We start from the raw sequence: 19,947 nt of genomic DNA, 5'->3' as shown, positions 1-19,947 counted from the left end.
TTATTATAGGAAATATAATTTTTTATTTTAATTGATTTGAATCAGGCGGTTATGAATTATTGTTTGCAACAAAGCCTCTTGGTTATTATATTTTTTTGCTTGGTATAAATATTAGGGTTCTTTCATAAATCATTTTTTACTCAGTTCTAAATTATAAACCCCTGCGATTAAACTGAATCTTAATCCCAATCTTTTGCCACGGTTGCGATATCGCTCAGCAAGGATTTTGAAGGTCTTCAAAGTCCCAAATACATGCTCAATCCCAATTCTTCTTTTATTGATTTCTTGATTGTAAACTTTTAGCTCAGGATCTAGTTTACAGCGCTTTTTTGCTTTTAATGGCAATAGACTATTTGGATACACCGTATAAATCCCTTGATAACCTTTCTCTGCAAGAATAAAAGCACCTTTAGGAATCTGATTCAAGTTGCGTTTGAAAAGCTCGAAATCATGTACAGCACCACAACTCGTGCATAAACTCAGAACTTGCTGTGTTCTATAATGGATAATGGCTTGTACTTTGAAAGTATGAGCTTTCTTCTTACCACTATAGCTTTTCTTCTGTTTTTTTAGGTCTTTGTATTGGGGTTTCTGTGGCATCAACGATCACCACATTCCAGTCGATACCTTCGCCTTCAGGCAAACTCTTGGGTAAATTAAATAGATTGGACTTGATCAGGCAATCCTCTACGTGGCGGACGATTCTTGAAGCAGTAGGCTCTGACACACCATAACTGGTTGCGACATGAAACAAAGTTCGATATTCACGCCAATAACTTAAGCACAGCAGGATTTGATCTTCTACACTTAACTTAGATGGTCTACCTTTAGCAGGTACAAGCATTTTTAGCTGTTCCGCCATTAAATCAAAGGTTGACCATGAGATGCCTGTATATCGCTTAAACTGTGTTTCAGAAAGCTTCTTTGAGTCGATGTATTTCATTCGCAAATTATGTATGAATATTTAAAATTATTCGGTACAAATAATCAGCAAAGGATAGATCTTTTTTTGATTTATGAAAGAGATATAATTTAAATTTTTCAATCATTGGTTTAAAAAGTGTTCAAGTGAAGTCATATTTTATTGATGATTTTATTTTAGAATTCTATTAGCTAACCCTTCAAGAATAAACTTAGCTGCTTGAGTTTGACTCTGGATAAAACCATTATTTTTTGGCAAATCATCAGCTACATCTTGCACACGACGATGGTAAAAAATATGCATATTTTCAGGGGGAACTTGCGAGAAGTCTTTTAAGTTCCATTTAGGAATAAATACCAACTGATCTAATATTCCAAATTCAATAGAAGGGGACTGACATTGTTTGCATATCCCACGACGGATATTGGGTGGTGACTTCAAACGTTTAAAAGTAGTATGTTTAATATTTAAATCATAAACATCTTGTTTCAAGAATACTAAAACATCTGAAAATGCCTTACCTGTATATTCTTGGCAAACTTGGCAGTGACAAATAAAATGTGCGATGGGTGCATGAGAAAAGCGAAAAGTATTTGCGCCACAAGAACAACTTGCTTCAACATTGAAAGGCATGTGATTTAAATTTGACATAAAACTTCCTTGTTTAAGATCTATTCATAGATGAAATTAAAATTTTAAAGTTCGATTGAGTATCACGCAGGATAAATAAGGACTCTGATCAAGTTTGAGCCCCATAGTAAAAAAATCGCACTTATGTCGTATAGAACCTAAAGATTATCTAAAGTGCACTGATATCAGATCCGGTCTTTTTGGGGTCGACCAAAATTTTAGCGTGTTGTTCAGGATCACCTAAGGCCTGAAAAGCATCTTTGACTCCTGCAAGACCTACAACGCCCGTTATCAGAGGAGAACAATCAATTTGACCTTCAGCGATCATATGGAGCGCATCTCTGAACTCAAGTGGCGTATAACCAATCACAAACTGGATTTCGATTTCTTTGTTTAAAGCCAAAGCGGGTTCGATGCTGTCGGATTGCATACATACACCCACACCGATAATTTTAGAAAATAATGGCGCACCGTTAATAATCTGTTGAAGGATGCCTGGCATCCCGACACATTCAAAAATCACAGGACGTTTGGGTAAAGCACCTAATTTGTCAGCCACACGCCACGCATGCCACCATGGAATATGCATAGACTGTATCTTTTCGAAAATACCGATTCCATAGTTAATTGCTTCAGAAGCATCACCCAATAAACCGTATTCTTTCCAACTCTCAAAAGGTGAGGATTGTTTGGGATCAATGACGACATCTGCACCACAAAGTTGAGCCAGCCGACGGCGATTTGGTGAGAAGTCACTGGCAATAATTTTTTTCACACCAATCGCTTTGAGCATTAAAATGACACCTAAGCCTACTGGACCACAACCAATAACAATTGCGGGTTCTGATTTCTTTATTCTGCTCCGACGTACTGCATGTAAAGCAACCGCCATTGGCTCGGTCATTGCTGCAAGATCGGGATGTAATCCATTTGGCACCGCAAACATGAGTTGAGATTGCACCAAGATTTGTTCGGCATAACCACCAGAAGCTTGAGGGGAAAGACCAGTCGCTTGATAACCCCACTGATCAACTTTCAATAGTGGCATCGCACAAACTAAGGTATCTGTTTTAAATTTTTTTCTAGTTTTAGGACCATAATCTAGAACACGACCGCAAAATTCATGCCCCATGACAAAACGGTCTGTTGACTTTGCAACACCTTTTAGACCCACTTTAGCCGTAAGTTCATGCATGTGGTCACAACTATGTTGCATATGTAAATCACTGCCACAAATACCACATCGCACAACTTCTAATAAAGTTTGTCCTTGTGATGGTGTTAGATGGCTGACATCTTCAAGTGTTAATTCATTTTGATGACATACAACTGCTTTCATTCTTGTTCACGAATATTTTTTATAATGATAGTGAACAGTGTGTGTGATTACGCACAAGAGATACACAGCTTTAGAGGACTGAATGATGACTGCGGAGGCTAAATTATTGAAAAAGCCTCCATTTATAGAGGCTTAACATGCATATTTTATGAGTTAGCTTAGTTGGGTTCGATGATAACGTTGATCCACTAGCGTGAATAGTGCTGTACAACTGACCAAGATTAATCCTACGATACACGCCATTGCCCATCCACCATGATCCCAAGCATAAATTCCTAGCGCGGAACCACTTGCGCCACCAATAAAATAGCTGGTCATATAAAGTGAATTTACACGAGATTTAGCATCCGGTCTTAAATTAAAAATCACATTCTGGTTGCTACTATGCACCAATGCTAGACCGAGATTCATCAGTCCAAAACCGATGATATAGCAACTTAAATAGAATGCACCTAAATAAAGGAATATCCATGCGCTACCTAGGATTAAAATGCCAAACCAAGTGATTTGTTTGACGTAACCACGGTCGGCGATCTTACCAATTTTCTTGGTGGACAAGGCGCCAAATACGCCAACCAAAGTGACTAAACCCACCATGACATCTTCAAGAGAAAAAGAGGATTTAAGTAAAATAGAAATGGTCGAGAAGAGGATGCTCATCGTTGCAAATGCAAAGGCACCAATGATAGAGCGATAAATTAAACGAGGCTCTTCTTTGAGTAGCAGCCCCATGGATTTAAACACAGCAAAATAACTAATTTTAGAGCTAGGAATATAAGGCAGACGAATATTAAGTACCACAGCGACCATTAACATCAAAATTCCACTGACGATATAAATGAGCTGCCAATTAAATAAGTTGGATAACAAACCAGCTAAACTGGTCGAAATTAAAATGCCTACCAATAATCCGCTCATCAGTAACCCGACGACTTCGCCTGTTCGTTCTGGTCGAACCGCCATCGTGGCAAACGGAATCAAAATTTGTGCTGCAACCGAGAAAAGCCCAGTGATAATTGTGCCAGCCCATAACATATAAAGGTTGAGCGAAAAAGCACAAATAAATAATCCCACTGCTGCAAAGAACATTAAAAATGGGATTAATTTCGTTTTATTGAGAATATCACCAAGTGGTACGATAAAAAGTAGTCCGACAGCATAAGAGACTTGAGCCAAAGTAACAGTTAATGCCACATCTGTTGCAGGGGCATTAAAGTAAAGTTGAACAGAGTGAATTAAGGGTTGCGAATAATAATTAGCGCCTGCACAAATACCACAAGCAATGGCCATCAACCAAAGTAAAGCAGTGTCATTCGTGATGTCTTTTTTATTTAAATCGTCAAGATCGTTATACATGAATAAATGGCTCAGTGGATGAGGAGCAGTAAGCTGTGGCTTCGATTTCAATTTGCATGGCGTCTAATGCCAAGCGAGACACAGGGATTAGTGTGCATGCTGGGAAATTTTGATCTTTCCATATTGTATTCATTTTCAGATTTAACAGGTGATGTTTTTGTTGGTCAAAATTGACAATCAATACGCTTAGAACAGCAATGTTATAAAAGTCGATATGTGCATAGCTGAGAGCGATTTTGAGATTTTCGAAGACTTGGTTGAGTTGTTCTGAATAATCAGTGGAATAATGTCCTTCGGCATTTTCACCACCTTGACCTGATATATGAACGACTGTGTTGAAATGTTTGACCTCACAGATGTGGCTATATCCAAATTGCCTTGGGGAATAAAGCTGAGGTGGATTTTTAGTTGTTAAACTAAATGGTGGCTTATTTGGTTTTGTCATTCTATCTTCTCTGGATTAAGCTTAGAAAAGTATTATGAAAGCTCAACTTAACTTGAGGTCAAGAGCATGGAAGAACAAAAATTACAACAGTGGCTCAGTATAGGCGCGTTAGCTGCTCGAAGTGGTGTATCGGTCGCAGCACTCAGATTTTATGAAGACAAAGCTCTTATTTGGAGTGTGCGGACGGAAGGAAATCAACGGCGATATCCACGATATATGCTGAGAAGGATTGCCATCATCAAAGTGGCACAGCAGGTTGGGATTCCACTCTCTGAAGTGAAGCAAGCATTTAACATACTCCCTAAGAATAAAACCGCGACTAAATCAGATTGGACCGCATTATCGAGTGCATGGCAAAAAATTTTAGATCAAAAAATCTTAAATATGCTTCAACTTCGTCAACAACTGGATTGGTGCATTGGTTGTGGGTGCTTATCTTTAACTGAATGCCCACTAAGAAATGAAAATGATCAAATGGGGTCTACATCGTCGGGTTCCCACTTTGTTCCACTCGACATTAAATTTGACGATGATCAAGGGAAAATAGAAATTCACTATGAAGACTAAGTTTCATCGTGAAGCATTATTTTGAAATTTGAACTGTGAGGTTAATGTTGTCTTTATTTCAGTTTAGTTTTGGAAAGCGTAATCATCATCACACCCAATATATTCAGCGCACAACCAAACCATTGAATCATATTCATTGATTCCCCTAAAAAGATAGTTGCCAATATAATGGTCAGAATTGGACCAAGTGAACCAATCATGGCTGTTTGAGAAGCACCCAAACGAGCAATACTTTGCGCAATGAGAATAGTTGGAATCACCGTTACCCCAATACCTAATGCAACACCATATCCGATTATTTCTATGGGTTGTTGAAGGATATTGGATATAGGACTTGGCTGAGCAATAAAGTAGTGAAGAATCGTCCCTAAGCAGGCGATAGACATTGCTAAGCCCGTAAAATTCCACGATCCAAATTTTTGGATTAATTTTGGAGTCATCAATAGATAACTCGCAAAGCAAATCGCGCTTGCGAAAACTAAACTCACACCTAGCCAAAAATTACTTTCATGAGGCACATTGCTTTGTTCTTGGAGCATCACTATAAGCGTGCCGCCATAACTTAGTCCAATCGCAAAAATAGTCTTCATTGAAAGAGGATGTTTGAAAATTACACTTGATGCAATTACTGTCATGGTGGGATATAGAAATAGGATAATACGCTCCAAAGAGGCACTGATGTACATCAGACTCATAAAATCGAGCCAACTTGAAAAATAATATCCAATCAAACCAGCAACGAGGAGTAGGGCCCAATCCTGCGCTGAAAATCCGCGATTACGGTGTCGGTTCAACCAACAAATAAAAAGAAAAACGGGTAAGGCACTGAGCATCCTTAAGGCAACCAGCAATGTTGCATCAACATCTTCAGAAACTGCATAAGCTTGTTTGATTAAGATCGCTTTACTACTAAACAAGAATGCTGCCAACAGCGCACATAAACTCCCTAACTGAGTGGGAGTCAGCTTAAGTACCATAAATGTTAAAAATCAATTTTTAAGTAATGGAAGTATAAGCCAATCTTCATTGTAAGCTCTAAAATTCAATCTCTAATTTTCGCTAAATCACCTACCTAGCGACATAAGAAGTTTTGATTTTTTGTTTAAATGCATCATTGTGGTGCGTAATATGAAAAAAACAGTGGTCTATCAACCCAAAAAATACATCAAAAAAATATTTCAAATTTTTTTTGCACGGTTTGTAAGCATTCTTTTCAAGAATCTGTCATCTTGTATTTCATCTTTAAGCCAAAATCTAAGCCCAATGTGTAAACCTAGATTTATCTAAATTTTGTCTTATTTATAATTTTTAAGAATGTCGTGAGAATTTGAATCGATTAGTCTGATTTTTTGTCAATTCGGCAAATTGAAATTTATGAGAATGAAAGAAGCAACTAAAAATGTGACATGCACGGCGCTTTAACACAATCAAAAGGGATAAAAAGAAAGCTAAAAAATGTCAGAATGATCAAAGCTTAATAAAGTCAAGCTCCCTATACTGACGATAAATTAGAAAAAAGTTTCTTTTTTGTTAAAAAATGGATCGAAAATTAAACGAAACTGGAACTATTTTTTATGAAAATGATAGATCAAGTACCATGAAATTTTGTGATGATCGTGAATCATGAGTTCAAAATGAGGGTATTTATTAAATAAATATTGGGTGGTAATTTAAAAAAGTTCAATTAGAATCCAAAAAATTCACATGAATACATCCAGGGGTATATCGCAGGAATGCGATATCTACTTTAAGAAAAATTAGCTTGAGGAATGCTCATGCAGATCGGAATCCCTACCGAAACTGTAGTTGGTGAAAGTCGTGTAGCTGCGACACCAGAAACAGTAAAGAAGTTAATTGGTGCTGGTCACAGTGTCGTTATCCAACGTAATGCAGGTGTTAAAGCTGCTTATATTGATAGTGCCTATGAACAGGTTGGTGCAAAAATTGTTGATGATGCTTATACCGGCAGTCAATTGGTTTTAAAAGTTCGCGCACCTAAAGGCGAAGAAATACAAAAATTAGCCCCAAACACCACAGTGGTTGCGATGTTTGATCCGTACCGTAATACGGAACTTGATCAATTCGCTGCTCAGCAAGTGTCTGCATTTGCACTTGAGTTATTACCACGTACGTTATCTCGTGCCCAAAATATGGACGTGTTGTCATCACAAGCAAACTTGGCAGGTTATAAATCTGTGCTTCTTGCGGCGGCAGAGTACCAACGTATGTTCCCAATGTTAATGACAGCGGCGGGTACGGTTAAACCAGCTCGTGTAGTCATTATGGGTGTTGGTGTAGCAGGCTTACAAGCGATTGCAACAGCCAAACGTTTAGGTGCTATTGTTGAAGCGACAGACTTACGTCCAACAGCCAAAGATCAAGTTGAATCTTTAGGCGGTAAATGGTTAGACGTACCAATGTCAGCAGAAGAGCAAGCGCGTGCCGATGAAGCTGCAAAAAATGGTTATGGTTGGATGCCTGGTGAACAATATATTAAAGACCAAGCTGCAATTGTAGACAAAGCGGTATCGAATGCTGACATCGTGATCACGACGGCGCTTTTACCAGGTCGTGATGCACCGCGCTTAATTAAAGCTGAAACAGTTGCCAAAATGAAACCAGGTTCAGTCATCCTCGATATGGCAGTTGAAACTGGCGGTAACGTTGAAGGCTCAAAATGCGGTGAAACTGTTGTGACTGATAATGGCGTGAAAATTTTGGGTATTCCAAATATTCCAGCGACCGTTTCTACAGAAGCTTCAGCGCTATATGCACGTAACGTTTATAACTTTGTTGAAACGCTTTTTGATCAAGATAAAAACTACAGCATTAATCAAGAAGATGAAATCCAAAAAGCATTGCTTGTCACTCATGGTGGTCAAGTGCTGTTGAAGCGTGGTTAAGGAGACTGATCATGGTTGAAACTATTACAATTTTTGTCCTCGCAATCTTCGTAGGTTATTACGTTGTTTGGGGAGTGACACCTGCGCTTCACACGCCGCTGATGGCCGTAACGAATGCATTGTCTTCAATTATTATTGTCGGTGCGATGATCCAAACTGTTGGTCTACCTGTTATGGGTGTTGAGGGGGCTGTTGATTTTCAAACCATCAATGTGGTGAGTGTATTAGGTGCGATCGCTGTTTTCTTAGCAAGCATTAATATTTTCGGTGGCTTCGCAGTAACCGCTCGTATGCTTGAAATGTTTAAGCCAAAGCAAAAGAAAAAAGAGGGTTAATACATGGAATTTATTCGTGAGTATGCGGATTGGTTTTACCTAATCGGTGCCGTTCTTTTTATCTTAACTTTGCGTGGCTTGTCTGGTCCTAAGACAGCAATTGCAGGTAACCGTTACGGTATGATTGCAATGGCAATCGCCGTGTTAACAACTTTCTTTGTTGCTGATAATCCTGTGGTATGGATGATTGTCGGTGCAATGGTATTGGGTGCGATTGTTGGTATTGCTCGAGCTCGTACAGTGCCTATGACACAAATGCCAGAAACAGTTGCTCTCATGCACTCACTCGTGGGTCTTGCTGCAGTGTTGATTGCGATCGCTGCAATTATTCACAACAACAAGCTTGTCGAGCTTGGGCCAGACTTACTGGCTGCAAATGGTGTGAACTTCCATGAAATGAGTCGCGTACATTTATTCGAATTATTCGTAGGATGTTTCGTTGGTGCCATTACATTCACTGCATCGGTATTTGCTTATGGTAAATTGGCGGCAAAGAAATGGGCAAAAACGATTTCAGGTGCATGGGTTAAACCTGTTCAAGCTTTGATTTTTATTGCTATGCTAGCAGCAGGGATTCACTTCTTCTTGACGGGTAACATGACCTCGTTCTGGGCAATGACAGCACTTGCTTTAGCCTTTGGTTGGATATGGATTGCGCCTGTTGGTGGTGGTGATATGCCAGTTGTGGTGTCTTTGCTTAACTCATTCTCTGGATGGGCGGCAGCAGGGATTGGTTTTACGCTTGAAAACAATATGTTAATTGTTGCAGGTTCGCTTGTAGGTTCGTCAGGTGCAATTCTGTCTTATATTATGTGTAAAGCAATGAACCGTTCAATCATCAACGTATTGTTTGGTGGTGCAATGGGTGGTGCTGCAGCACCGACAGCAGCAGCTGGTGCAGCAGTTCAACGCAACTACCGTTCTGGTTCTGCTGACGATGCTGGTTTCTTAATGTCAAATGCAGACAGTGTTGTTATTGTACCGGGTTATGGTATGGCGCAAGGTCGTGCTCAAAATGCGGTGAAAGAGCTTGCAAACTTATTGAAAGAGCAAGGTGTAACTGTACGTTTTGCGATTCACCCAGTGGCAGGTCGTATGCCTGGTCACATGAACGTCCTTTTAGCTGAAGCAGATGTTCCGTACGAAGACATCTTAGAGATGGATGAGATTAACTCAGACTTCCCAGCAACAGATGTGGTGTTGGTCATCGGTGCGAATGACGTCGTTAACCCTGCAGCGAAAGATGATCCAAACTCGCCAATTTATGGTATGCCTATTCTTGAAGCACATAAAGCTCGTACCATTATGGTGATCAAGCGCTCTATGGCGACAGGTTATGCGGGTCTTGATAATGACTTGTTCTATAACGACAAAACAATGATGATCTTTGGTGATGCGAAGAAAGTTGTTGAAGATATGACGAAAGCCATTAATGGTACAGGTCACTAATTTATAGACTGTTTTAAAAAAACCACCTTCGGGTGGTTTTTTTATTTTTCATGTGTAGGTTTTCGCCACATTCCCCAAATTTCAGGTGCATCGTAGGGCAGATCCCGAAGGTGAAAGATCACTTCAAATCCATAATGACGATAGAGTCCAACATTGCTTGGTGTTGCAGTTTCTAAATAACATGGGATACCGTGTTGATCGCTCTTGGTGAGAATAGGTGTTAAGACTTTGCTGGCTAAGCCTTGTCCTTGGTGGTCAGGACTTACACCTATGAGTTGTAAATAATAATGCGCCTCACTGGGATGATGTTTCTGCACCAGATTAATGATGTGAATAAATTTCACCAGTTGTCTTAAACCGATAATCTTCGTTAATTGAGGGAGTAGTTTAACCTGCTGAATGAGGTTTAAATCCCACTGATTTGGCGGAATCCAAAGTGCAGCAACTGAGCGATCGGGATTGGTATAGACTTCATCATATGGTTGAGCGATATCTTTCAATTGAATACTAAAGAATTGCTCTAGTTTTTCATGTTTTTGTTGGAAACTCAGTTTTTCAGCTTGGATCGCCCAGTTGCAAAACTCTTCGTTCCAAAAGGATTGCATTAATGTTTCTACTAATGCATCGTGATCTGTTCTTGTGGCTTTTATCATGGTCATATTAAGGTAAACCAAATTAGTGAGTTCTTTTTTGTTGGCTTTATTGTTATAAATTTAAAATGCACAGTATAAAAAAGCGACCAAGAAGGTCGCTTTAATATGTTTATGCTACAGAATCTGTAGTTGAAGCATTACGCCATAAGTTTTCTAGATCATAAAACTTACGTGCTGTAGGTAACATCAGATGTACTACAACAGTGCCAAGATCAACAAGGATCCATTCTGCATCGCTTTCGCCTTCAATACCGATAGGGCGAAAACCTGCTTTACGTGCTTCATCAGCGACGTTGTTTGCAAGCGCTTTCACGTGACGTGTAGAAGTACCTGAAGCAATGACAATTGCATCTGCAACATTGCTCACTTCGCTAACATCAATCGTTGTGATTTCTTTTGCTTTAACGTCAAGCAATGCTTCTTGAACAACTTTTAAGCAAGCTTGAACGTCTTGTTTTGGAGAATTCAAAGAGAGTTCGTGAGAATTAGAAGCGCCGGGCGATGGTTCTAAATTCATGAGAAGTGTATTTTCCTGACTATAACTCATCTTTCACTATAGCGCTTTCTGCTTGAAAATTCAAACTTTGAACAAATTTTATACCACAATATGATGATATTAAAGAAGTTTATTTTTCCATTCGAAAGAATCTGTTGAATGAGATTGGGGGCGATATTCGGCTGCGACAAATCCTTCATACATGCTATTTGCAATGCATTCAAAAATAGCGGGATAGTCAATTATCCCTGTGAGTGGTTCATGGCGACCTGGTACATCTGCAAATTGGATATGCCCAATGTGTTGCATATTTTCTTTGAGTGACAGAATCAGGTCTTCTTGCATTCTAGCCATGTGATAGCAATCGAATTGCATTTTTAGAGCTGGATGATTGACGTCTTTCAGTAACTCTTTGGCTTGATGCATTGTTTGAATCATGAAGTTGGGCATATCAAAGCCATTAATCATCTCAAAAACGGGTTGAATCCCATGCGCTGTGAAGATCTCGCTGACAAATTTAAGATTTGAGACTAAGGTTTCATAGCAGACCTGATATTCAACATTATCTGGTTGCTTGCCAGCCAAAATATTCACTCGAGGTATATTGAGTGAGCATGCATATTCAATCGCTAAGTCAACAGCTTGTTTAAATTCATCAGTTTTACTTGGGATACTTGCTAATCCGCATCCGCCTTGCATTAAATCTCCGGCAGGAACGTTGATGAGACACAAGCTAAGTTGATGTTCATTAAGTTCATGCTGAATTTGCTCAATACTCAGCTCATATGGAAATTGAATTTCTACATGTTGGAACCCATATTCAGCAGCCAGCGCAAAGCGTTCAATGAGTGGAACTTCTGTAAAGATCATCGATAAATTAACAGCGAGCTTCATATTGAATGCGACCTATTTATTGTTTTGTTCAACTTGCAGAATGACTGAGGCAAGGTCTGATTCAGAAAAGCCATTGGATTGATGCGCTTTCAATTGTTCTAAGGCTTGTTGAGCGACAGGAATATTAAGGTCAAATTGTCGAGCCAAACTCAAGGCATTATTTAAATCTTTAGACAGCGTCTGAACTTTCCATTGCACAGGCTCAAACTCATGCGTTGCCATACGTGGTGTTAAAATTTGAAAAGGTTTAGAGTCGGCGAATCCACCTGCTAAGGCAGGTGCAAGCAGTTGAGTATCAACACCCGCCTGATCTGCTAAAGCAACAGCTTCTGCGATGAGTGTGCTATTTGCAGCAACGATGAGTTGATTACAAATTTTGGTGGCTTGTCCTGTTCCAGTTCCACCCATACAGGTTACACGTTGTGAAAGAACTTGATACATTGGTTGTAAAGATTCGATGATGCTCGATGGTCCGCCAGCAAAAATAACTAAACTGCCATTTTCAGCACCAGCTGTTCCACCTGACACAGGAGAATCTATCCAATGCGCTGATTTAGCAGTTGCACGTTGTGCAAGATTTTTAGTTTTATCCACAGATAGACTCGAGAAGTCCACAATAATCTGCTTGGGTTGAATCAGTGATTCAATTTGAGAAAAAACAGCCTCTACCGCATTGTCATCGGCTAAACAAGTTAGGATCAGATCAAATTGTGCTATCTCAGAGAGTTGAAGGGGATGTGCCCCAAGCTGGATTAACGGCTCACATGCGTTGGGGCTTCGGTTCCAGACAGCAGTGTAAAACCCAGCCTGTATCAATCGAGTCGCCATTCTGCTACCCATTAAACCCATACCTAAGAATGCGATTTTAGTTTGACCGTTAATCATTATTGAAGCTAATCCCTGATCTAAGTTTGAAAACCAATTTATTTGAATTGACGTGGTAGAAATTCCAAATCTGGATTTTTATCTTTTTTACGCGCAATTTGACTGTTTTTGCCAAGGAGTAATTTGAGTTGCCAAATTTTCTCAAGACGAAGTGATTTTTTGGGTGCGTGTTCCATCGCATCTAAGACTTGTTTTACTGCAGCTAAGGCATCAGGTGAGCGCTGCAACATTTCGTCGGCAAGCTGTTGAGCTTTTTGCATCGGCGCGTTATCAACATGTGTGATCAATCCAATTTCTTTGGCATATTGACCATCAAATACACGTGCTGTTAATGATAATTCTTTGGCTAGGTCGACTCCAATAATACCTTTGATTGAGCGTGTTAACCCCATATCTGGAACTAAGCCCCAACGGGTTTCCATAATCGACATTTGGGTGTTGGGGTGAGCAATTCGAATATCAGCCGCTAAAGCCAATTGCATACCTGCACCGAAGCAATACCCTTCAATAGCTGCAATGACTGGAACTGGGAGTTCTTGCCAGATTAAAAAAGCTTTTTGAAATAGACTTTGACCAGGCTTGATGAGTTCCCATGCGGCATAAGCACGATTTTGTGGATTATTCAGGTCTGTTAAATCAATACCTGCACTAAATACGTTGGCTTCACCAGTGAGAATCACACAGCGGATAGTACGATCAGATTTAATTTTTTTTGCGACTTGCACCAACTCTTTCAAAAGTTGAAAGCTCATCGCGTTACGTTTGTCGGGACGATTCAGAAAAACCGTCGCAATGCCATTATTTTTTTCTACACGTATTACAGCCATTATTGTGACTCGAGTTTATTGTTCCTTGTTTTAAGCATAACATGTCCAAAATAGACTGTCGTGACAGTAGAGTCATCACGTATTGCCTAATACAGTGCGTTGATCGTCTATTAATGATTCAAAATAGACTCGGCTGCTTCTTTTACTTGTACAATCGCATCTTTTAATTCATCCAGTCGTTTCATCACATTTTCAATAAATTGCTCATCTGCTTTTCTACGCTCTTTACGCAGCGTTGAAACGAACTGTTCAAATTCACCTGTGATGTTTTGTAAATTCGGAGTGCCGACGTAGCGTGTTGCCCCATATAAACGGTGTAGTACATGTTCGAGCTGCGGATAATCTTCAAGTTCGATGAGTTGTTCTATTTCAGCAAGTTCATTCGGGAAGCTGTCCACCAGCATCTTCAATAAATCTTGTGCTAAGTCTTCTTTATTCGCTGCCAATTGAACGCACTGTTTCCAATCTAAAACCTGATGATCTAAGGTTTCGATACGTAAATTTTTTTCTTGGGATTTAATTGGATGAATAAACTTATCACTGCTCCAATGGGTCAGAATCTGAATAATCTGATCCATTTGGATTGGTTTGGTGACATAGTCATCCATGCCGACTTTAAGTAATTTTTGTTTCTCATCTGCTAAAGCATGTGCTGTGAGTGCAATGATTGGTGTGTGACGTCCCTCGATGGTGGATTCTAACGATCTGATCGCACGAGTCGTATCGATGCCAGACATCACTGGCATTTGAATGTCCATAAATATCAGATCAAACGGCTTTTCATCATTTTGAATCTGTTGTTGTAAAATTTGTAGTGCCTCTTGTCCACTTTGCGCTTTAGTTGTTTGAACATTAATTTCGCCGAGCAAAGCTTCTAAAACGATTAAGTTTGGTAGATGATCGTCTACTGCAAGTACATGTAAATTAAGGGCTTTAAAGTTATCATGAGGTTCAACTTCAAATATTGGCTGATTTTCCAAGAGCTGAATTAATGATGAGCGGCTCAGAGGTTGATACAGTGGCCTCGCTTTGTATTCATTCAACATGTTGAGGTCGAGTGCCATCTGATAGCCATATACGGCTAAGTGACCTTGATAACGTCCGCGAATCTCTTTTAATAAAGCCTCTGGATCACCACTGTGATCTACAATCAACCACGTATTTTCGGGTTGATGTGTCAAACCGTTTAGACGGCTGAATAAATCTAGAATGGATTGAGCTTCTGTGTGTTCAACACCATAATTTTCTAAATAATGACGTAAAACATTCGCAGTTGCAGGGTGGGCTAAATAGGAGATGACACGCATGTCATGGAATTGCGGATGAATAATTTCATATTCATCAACCGCAAATTTCGCAGTAAACCAGAATGTTGAACCCTTTTCAGTTGGGGCGCGTTCTTGGTTATCTTCAAAGCCAATTTGGCCATGCATCAGATTAACCAATTGTTTTGAGATTGCTAACCCTAAACCTGTGCCACCAAATTGACGAGTAACGGAAGCATCGCCTTGAGAAAATGATTCAAATAACCGTTTACGATCTGTACCACTTAATCCAATACCACTATCTTGAACACTGAAATGCAATAGGCAATGTTCTAGATCGTCATGCTCCATGCGAACACGTACAATAATTTCACCATCAGGAGTGAATTTGATGGCATTTGAAATCAGGTTAGTCAAAATCTGTTTACAACGTAAAGCATCGCCAATCACATACTTTGGAATGTTATCGGCATAGTAGAAGGCCATATCGATATTTTTTTGGGCGGCTAATGGCGACAACATGTCCATAACATCGAAGATCGCTTCTTCTAAATCAAATGATGCGGTTTCTAATTCAAGTTTACCGGCATCAATTTTTGAAAAGTCTAAGACATCATTGATCAGTGCTAAAAGATGTGCAGAGGATTTGCGAATCGTTTGCAAATACAGGCTTTGATCATTGCTGAGATTCTCTTGGCGCAATAACAAGTGAATAAAACCATCGATACTATTCAGCGGGGTACGCAATTCATGACTGATATTGGCAAGAAAAACAGATTTTGCCTGATTGGATGAAATGGCCTGATCGCGTGCTTGTTTATAAGTAATATTTTGCACTTCAAGTGTATCAAGCGTACGTCTTAAATCGTCTTCGGTCTGCTCGGTATGTTCCTTCAGCTCTAAAAAGCTGAAATGTAGACGCTTCACGACATTCGCAATATCACGTTGGAGTAACCTTAACTCGCCAGTACTATTGATGACCATGTGTTGGTCGAGTGTGTCTGCATTGAGTCGCTGTAATTGCATACGTATTTCGTACATAGGCGCAATCCAACGTCGTGAATAAAAGTTCAAGCACAGTAATAAGAGTAAAAGTGTCAACAAACCCGTCGTGATCAGTACAATGAAAACACGATATTGAGAAATGGCTAGAGGTTGATTATCTAGCTCGATAACAAGCCATTTTTTACTTTGATCAGGCGTATTTAATGCTAAGCCATAAATATGATTATGTTGATCTTTAATCGGACCAAATGTTTGTACATTGGTCGGGAAGCTAGGCCAAGGTTTTTCATTGCGATAGCCTAACCCAAAATATGGTTTTTGTTGTTGGTCTAGGACTGCGACACTGAGTAAATATTTTTCATTAAACATCTTTTGTAAGATGCTTTTAGCGCGGTCTTGTTGCGCTTGTGAGGGATTGTTTTCTAGCGCAATAAGTAGGTTTTCTGTCGTGTATTTATAACGACTTAAAATTGCATTTGCGGCAAAGCGTTGTTCTGATTTTGCAGAATTGGAGGTTTCTGTGAGCACCAGTGCAGAGCCGACGCTTGCCAGTACTGCAATGGGGACAAAAATAAGGGCAATCAATTGCCCATAAGCATGGTTTAGTTTTAAGCGATTGAAGATTTTTTTATTCAAATTCGACATGTGCAGAGTGACTCATTCCCCATGTTAGGCATATTAGCACGCTTTAAAAAATGATGGTGCTTTAATCACCCTCATTAAAAAGCCTTTGAAATTGATGCAGTGAGATACTTTTTTTCATACAATACCTGCACCTCAATATAGGTGCAAATAATGAGTAATACACAAGTAGATTTTCAATCAGACGATTTTTTATTAGACCACTATGTGGGTAAAACCCCATTGGTTAGGTTACAGCGTCTGGCAAGTCATACTCAAGCGACTGTATTGGCAAAACTGGAAGGTAATAATCCAGCGGGCTCTGTCAAAGATCGCCCAGCATATAACATGATCATGCAAGCTGAAAAACGTGGTGACATTAAGCCAGGTGATACGCTGATCGAAGCGACTAGCGGTAACACAGGTATTGCATTAGCCATGGTTGCGGCAATGCGTGGCTATAAAATGAAATTGATTATGCCTGCAAGCTCTAGTCAAGAGCGCAAAGATGCAATGCGTGCGTATGGTGCTGAGCTTATTGAATCCGAGAATATGGAAGAAGCTCGTGATATCGCATTGCAAATGGAAAAAGATGGTCTAGGTTTAGTACTCAATCAATTTGGTAATCCAGACAATGTCCAAGCACACTATTTGACAACTGGTCCAGAAATTTGGCAACAAACTGGCGGTAAAATTACGCATTTTGTAAGTTCGATGGGAACAACGGGAACCATCATGGGGATTTCAAAATACCTCAAAGAACAAAATCCAAATATTCAAATTATTGGTCTACAGCCATCTGAAGGGTCGAATATTGCAGGTATTCGCCGTTGGCCTCAAGAATATTTACCGACGATTTTTGATGCTTCTCGTGTTGATCAAATTATGGATATTCCACAAGTTGAAGCTGAAAAAATGGCTCGACAATTGGCACGTAAGGAAGGAATTAGTGCTGGTACTTCTTCTGGTGGTGCAGTTTGGGCATCAATAAAAATCGCTGAACAACATCCTAGTGCTGTGATTGCATGTATCGTGTGTGATCGTGGTGATCGTTATCTCTCTACAGGGTTATTCTCTGTAGAAGATGAACAATAAATTCGAGTAAATCTATATGCGCTTACCTGTTTTAGTGTTTGATATTGAAACATTGACCGATCTTAAATCAGGAGCGCATCTATATGGCTTAGATTTACCAGAAGATAGTATTGAACAAGCGCTGAGTAAGTTAAGACGTCAAGAAGCGGGCACTGACTTTCAGCGACTTGCTTTACATGAAATTGTCTGTATTTCAGGACTATGGATTGATGAAAAGGCGGGAATGAAATTATTTTCATTCAGTCGTGAACATTATTCAGAACCTGAAATTTTACAAAAATTTCTATCAATTTTTGATAAACGTAATCCGACTTTAGTCAGTTGGAATGGCTCCCAATTTGATCTGCCTGTTATTATGTATAGAGCAATGTATCATGGGTTGTCTGCGCCAAGTCTGTTTGATCAAGGCGAAATTGATACACAAAAGCGCTATAATAACTACCAGAATCGTTACCATCATCGTCATATTGATTTGATGGATTTTATGGCAATGTTTAATGCGCGTCACTTCCAAAAACTGGATGATGTCGCTTATATGCTCGGTTACCCGGGTAAGCGCGGAACACCAGGTTATTTTATCCCTGAATATGTTCGTAACAATAATTGGATAGAATTAACCAGTTATTGTGAAGGGGATGTTTTAAACACATGGTTAGTCTATCTGCGCTATGTATTGTTAAAAGGACAGATTTTGCCTGAAGATCATCGTCTGTGGATTCAAGCGACGATTCATTATCTTCAAGGTCAACCCCAGCAAACAGAATTTTTGCGTATTTGGCAAGAAACTGCTGAAAAAACTGACTTCACCGCTTCTGATTTTAAATCAACTCAACATTAGGTTATCTCTTTGAAACAACGTGCCGCACATCGCTCATCTCAACTTCCTCGTTATACATTTACAGTTGAGAGACTTTCACATGAAGGGCGAGGGATCGCACATTTTCAAGGACAGGAACATCCTCAAGAAAAATTGGGTAAAAAGGTTTTTATTCGTTTTGCACTGCCAGGAGAAACAGTAGAAGCTCAAATTACCCATCAGGCAAAAAAATTAGAAGAAGCTGATTGTGTGCAGTTGATTGGGGCGCCGAGTCCAATTCGTACACAGCCAGTTTGTCCACATTTTGGAAAATGTGGAGGCTGTAATATGCAGCACATAAAATTAGATGAACAAATTCGTTTAAAACAATCAGTTTTAGAGTCGCATCTCACCCACTTTGCAGGTGCTCTTCCAGAGTCGTGGCTAGAACCATTGCGTTCGACACGTGAAGATTATCGTCACAAGGCTCGTATTGGCGTTCGCTACATTGCTAAAAAAAATAAACTAGTCATGGGTTTTCGTGAGGTTCAATCTAATCAGCTTACAGAAATTAAAACCTGCAAAATTTTAGATGCAGAGCTAGATGCTGCGTTACCTCACCTCAAGGTACTCCTTGAAAATCTAAAAGCAAAAGCAGATATAGGTCATATCGAATTGGCGAAAGGAGATCAAGAGGTTGCACTTTTGATACGTCATACCAACAAATTACTGCAAAATGATGTCAACCAACTGCGTGAATTTGCGTTAGAAAGATCATGGCAGCTTTATTTGCAACCAGCTGGTGTAAGTAGTGTTCATCGTGCGGATGGTGACCTATCTGAGCGATTACATTACTCACTACCGGATTTTAACGTGACGTTTGGTTTTAAACCAACTGACTTTACTCAGGTTAACCCCACCATTAATCCACAAATGGTGAAGCTGGCATGTGAATTGCTTGACCTGAGCGGAAATGAGCGTGTTCTTGATTTATTCTGTGGTCTAGGGAATTTCTCATTGCCACTTGCACGTTCTGTAACACGGGGTGAGGTCGTCGCGGTGGAGGGAAGTGAGGAAATGGTGATGCGTGGGACAGAAAATGCACTGAAAAACGGCATCACAAACGTAAAATTTTATGCTCAGGATTTAACGCAAGATTTTTCGCAACATTCTTGGGCAAATCAAGGGTTCGATGCACTCTTAATAGACCCACCACGCGCTGGAGCTGAAGAAGTTATGCACTATGTGCCAAATTTTGGTGCAAAAAAAATCGTCTATGTTTCCTGTAATCCTGCTACATTAGCACGTGATACAGGGATTTTAGTACAACATGGTTATCAGTTGAAGAAAGCTGGTGTGATGGATATGTTCAGTCATACAGGCCATGTTGAATCTATTGCTTTATTTGAAAAAAGCTAGTGCTAAGTGTTGATTTAATAAAATGAAGATTAGATTTAAAAAAGG

The 19,947-nt window shown here is 39.7% G+C and carries 20 protein-coding genes; 7 read left to right on the top strand and 13 right to left on the bottom strand.

Annotation, left to right across the window (positions count from 1 at the left end; translation table 11 throughout):
• Positions 1-129: 129 nt before the first annotated feature.
• From AC1M9B_RS09065 to AC1M9B_RS09040, 6 genes are all read right to left on the bottom strand, one after another.
• The gene (locus AC1M9B_RS09065) at positions 130-600 is read right to left on the bottom strand and encodes an IS5/IS1182 family transposase (protein ID WP_035265306.1); all 471 of its coding nucleotides are present in this window, start codon (positions 598-600) and stop codon (positions 130-132) included.
• Positions 548-943, bottom strand: coding sequence for a transposase family protein (locus AC1M9B_RS09060; RefSeq protein ID WP_035265307.1), 396 nt, complete (start codon positions 941-943; stop codon positions 548-550). The genes AC1M9B_RS09065 and AC1M9B_RS09060 overlap by 53 nt, the downstream gene beginning before the upstream one ends.
• Positions 944-1,093: 150 nt before the next feature.
• On the bottom strand, positions 1,094-1,573 hold the full coding sequence (locus AC1M9B_RS09055) for a GFA family protein (protein WP_481608967.1): 480 nt from the start codon (positions 1,571-1,573) through the stop codon (positions 1,094-1,096).
• 148 nt (positions 1,574-1,721) lie between these two features.
• Complete coding sequence (locus AC1M9B_RS09050; RefSeq protein WP_481591546.1) at positions 1,722-2,891, bottom strand: zinc-binding dehydrogenase; 1,170 nt, start codon at positions 2,889-2,891, stop codon at positions 1,722-1,724.
• Positions 2,892-3,044: 153 nt separating this feature from the next.
• Positions 3,045-4,247, bottom strand: coding sequence for an MFS transporter (locus tag AC1M9B_RS09045; RefSeq protein WP_035265309.1), 1,203 nt, complete (start codon positions 4,245-4,247; stop codon positions 3,045-3,047).
• Positions 4,240-4,692 (bottom strand): RidA family protein, encoded by a 453-nt coding sequence (locus AC1M9B_RS09040; protein ID WP_481587565.1) that lies wholly within the window; start codon positions 4,690-4,692, stop codon positions 4,240-4,242. Before AC1M9B_RS09040 ends, AC1M9B_RS09045 begins: the two co-directional genes overlap by 8 nt.
• Before the next feature lie 66 nt (positions 4,693-4,758).
• On the opposite strand from AC1M9B_RS09040, the gene soxR reads away from it, so the two are divergent.
• The gene (gene soxR / locus AC1M9B_RS09035; protein ID WP_481608966.1) at positions 4,759-5,259 is read left to right on the top strand and encodes a redox-sensitive transcriptional activator SoxR; all 501 of its coding nucleotides are present in this window, start codon (positions 4,759-4,761) and stop codon (positions 5,257-5,259) included.
• Between the two features lie 53 nt (positions 5,260-5,312).
• On the opposite strand, the gene AC1M9B_RS09030 is transcribed toward soxR, so the two are convergent.
• Positions 5,313-6,236 carry a DMT family transporter gene (locus AC1M9B_RS09030; RefSeq protein WP_481587564.1) on the bottom strand — a complete coding sequence of 308 codons (924 nt, stop codon included), beginning with the start codon at positions 6,234-6,236 and terminating at the stop codon, positions 5,313-5,315.
• A gap of 798 nt (positions 6,237-7,034) precedes the next feature.
• Here AC1M9B_RS09030 and AC1M9B_RS09025 point away from each other — a divergent pair.
• From AC1M9B_RS09025 to AC1M9B_RS09015, 3 genes are read left to right on the top strand one after another with little or no spacing between them, the layout of a single operon-like run.
• Complete coding sequence (locus AC1M9B_RS09025; protein ID WP_035265315.1) at positions 7,035-8,162, top strand: Re/Si-specific NAD(P)(+) transhydrogenase subunit alpha; 1,128 nt, start codon at positions 7,035-7,037, stop codon at positions 8,160-8,162.
• An 11-nt stretch (positions 8,163-8,173) separates the two neighbouring features.
• The gene (locus tag AC1M9B_RS09020) at positions 8,174-8,497 is read left to right on the top strand and encodes a proton-translocating transhydrogenase family protein (protein WP_035265316.1); all 324 of its coding nucleotides are present in this window, start codon (positions 8,174-8,176) and stop codon (positions 8,495-8,497) included.
• A gap of 3 nt (positions 8,498-8,500) precedes the next feature.
• Positions 8,501-9,946, top strand: a complete 1,446-nt coding sequence (locus AC1M9B_RS09015; RefSeq protein WP_481591544.1) for an NAD(P)(+) transhydrogenase (Re/Si-specific) subunit beta — start codon at positions 8,501-8,503, stop codon at positions 9,944-9,946.
• Between the two features lie 41 nt (positions 9,947-9,987).
• Here AC1M9B_RS09015 and AC1M9B_RS09010 read toward each other — a convergent pair whose 3' ends face one another.
• The 6 genes from AC1M9B_RS09010 to AC1M9B_RS08985 form a co-directional block, all read right to left on the bottom strand.
• Entirely contained in the window at positions 9,988-10,605 is a 618-nt protein-coding gene (locus AC1M9B_RS09010; protein ID WP_481590354.1) for a GNAT family N-acetyltransferase, read from the bottom strand.
• A 103-nt stretch (positions 10,606-10,708) separates the two neighbouring features.
• Positions 10,709-11,116 (bottom strand): ribosome silencing factor, encoded by a 408-nt coding sequence (gene rsfS, locus AC1M9B_RS09005; RefSeq protein ID WP_035265319.1) that lies wholly within the window; start codon positions 11,114-11,116, stop codon positions 10,709-10,711.
• 99 nt (positions 11,117-11,215) lie between these two features.
• A complete protein-coding gene (locus AC1M9B_RS09000) occupies positions 11,216-11,989 on the bottom strand; it encodes a hydroxypyruvate isomerase family protein (RefSeq protein WP_481588703.1) in 774 nt (257 codons plus the stop codon).
• 12 nt (positions 11,990-12,001) lie between these two features.
• Complete coding sequence (locus tag AC1M9B_RS08995; protein ID WP_171076746.1) at positions 12,002-12,877, bottom strand: NAD(P)-dependent oxidoreductase; 876 nt, start codon at positions 12,875-12,877, stop codon at positions 12,002-12,004.
• Positions 12,878-12,912: 35 nt separating this feature from the next.
• Entirely contained in the window at positions 12,913-13,701 is a 789-nt protein-coding gene (locus tag AC1M9B_RS08990; RefSeq protein ID WP_092768311.1) for a crotonase/enoyl-CoA hydratase family protein, read from the bottom strand.
• A gap of 110 nt (positions 13,702-13,811) precedes the next feature.
• Positions 13,812-16,616 (bottom strand): GacS-like sensor histidine kinase, encoded by a 2,805-nt coding sequence (locus AC1M9B_RS08985; RefSeq protein WP_481608965.1) that lies wholly within the window; start codon positions 16,614-16,616, stop codon positions 13,812-13,814.
• A gap of 150 nt (positions 16,617-16,766) precedes the next feature.
• Between AC1M9B_RS08985 and cysM the strand changes: the two genes are divergently transcribed.
• Genes cysM through rlmD form a run of 3 tightly spaced genes read left to right on the top strand, consistent with a single transcriptional unit; the run spans position 16,767 to position 19,902 of the window.
• The gene (gene cysM / locus AC1M9B_RS08980; protein WP_481591540.1) at positions 16,767-17,687 is read left to right on the top strand and encodes a cysteine synthase CysM; all 921 of its coding nucleotides are present in this window, start codon (positions 16,767-16,769) and stop codon (positions 17,685-17,687) included.
• A gap of 16 nt (positions 17,688-17,703) precedes the next feature.
• Positions 17,704-18,525 (top strand): 3'-5' exonuclease, encoded by an 822-nt coding sequence (locus AC1M9B_RS08975; RefSeq protein WP_035265329.1) that lies wholly within the window; start codon positions 17,704-17,706, stop codon positions 18,523-18,525.
• Between the two features lie 9 nt (positions 18,526-18,534).
• Complete coding sequence (rlmD, locus tag AC1M9B_RS08970; protein ID WP_481608964.1) at positions 18,535-19,902, top strand: 23S rRNA (uracil(1939)-C(5))-methyltransferase RlmD; 1,368 nt, start codon at positions 18,535-18,537, stop codon at positions 19,900-19,902.
• The last annotated feature ends 45 nt before the right edge of the window (positions 19,903-19,947 follow it).

It is taken from the genome of Acinetobacter sp. ANC_7513, from assembly GCF_056779915.1.
Note: the sequence above shows the minus strand (reverse complement) of the source record. Positions and strands in the feature narration are given on the sequence as shown.

Bases quoted from the DNA above. Each gene is read 5' to 3' on its own strand.
- soxR (WP_481608966.1), top strand. From the start codon at position 4,759: ATGGAAGAACAAAAATTACAACAGTGGCTCAGTATAGGCGCGTTAGCT.
- AC1M9B_RS09010 (WP_481590354.1), bottom strand. From the start codon at position 10,605: ATGACCATGATAAAAGCCACAAGAACAGATCACGATGCATTAGTAGAA.
- AC1M9B_RS09025 (WP_035265315.1), top strand. From the start codon at position 7,035: ATGCAGATCGGAATCCCTACCGAAACTGTAGTTGGTGAAAGTCGTGTA.
- AC1M9B_RS08985 (WP_481608965.1), bottom strand. From the start codon at position 16,616: ATGTCGAATTTGAATAAAAAAATCTTCAATCGCTTAAAACTAAACCAT.
- AC1M9B_RS08975 (WP_035265329.1), top strand. From the start codon at position 17,704: ATGCGCTTACCTGTTTTAGTGTTTGATATTGAAACATTGACCGATCTT.
- AC1M9B_RS09050 (WP_481591546.1), bottom strand. From the start codon at position 2,891: ATGAAAGCAGTTGTATGTCATCAAAATGAATTAACACTTGAAGATGTC.
- AC1M9B_RS09000 (WP_481588703.1), bottom strand. From the start codon at position 11,989: ATGAAGCTCGCTGTTAATTTATCGATGATCTTTACAGAAGTTCCACTC.
- AC1M9B_RS08990 (WP_092768311.1), bottom strand. From the start codon at position 13,701: ATGGCTGTAATACGTGTAGAAAAAAATAATGGCATTGCGACGGTTTTT.
- AC1M9B_RS09065 (WP_035265306.1), bottom strand. From the start codon at position 600: ATGCCACAGAAACCCCAATACAAAGACCTAAAAAAACAGAAGAAAAGC.
- AC1M9B_RS09030 (WP_481587564.1), bottom strand. From the start codon at position 6,236: ATGGTACTTAAGCTGACTCCCACTCAGTTAGGGAGTTTATGTGCGCTG.
- AC1M9B_RS09045 (WP_035265309.1), bottom strand. From the start codon at position 4,247: ATGTATAACGATCTTGACGATTTAAATAAAAAAGACATCACGAATGAC.
- AC1M9B_RS09055 (WP_481608967.1), bottom strand. From the start codon at position 1,573: ATGTCAAATTTAAATCACATGCCTTTCAATGTTGAAGCAAGTTGTTCT.
- AC1M9B_RS09060 (WP_035265307.1), bottom strand. From the start codon at position 943: ATGAAATACATCGACTCAAAGAAGCTTTCTGAAACACAGTTTAAGCGA.
- cysM (WP_481591540.1), top strand. From the start codon at position 16,767: ATGAGTAATACACAAGTAGATTTTCAATCAGACGATTTTTTATTAGAC.
- AC1M9B_RS09040 (WP_481587565.1), bottom strand. From the start codon at position 4,692: ATGACAAAACCAAATAAGCCACCATTTAGTTTAACAACTAAAAATCCA.
- AC1M9B_RS09020 (WP_035265316.1), top strand. From the start codon at position 8,174: ATGGTTGAAACTATTACAATTTTTGTCCTCGCAATCTTCGTAGGTTAT.
- rsfS (WP_035265319.1), bottom strand. From the start codon at position 11,116: ATGAATTTAGAACCATCGCCCGGCGCTTCTAATTCTCACGAACTCTCT.
- AC1M9B_RS09015 (WP_481591544.1), top strand. From the start codon at position 8,501: ATGGAATTTATTCGTGAGTATGCGGATTGGTTTTACCTAATCGGTGCC.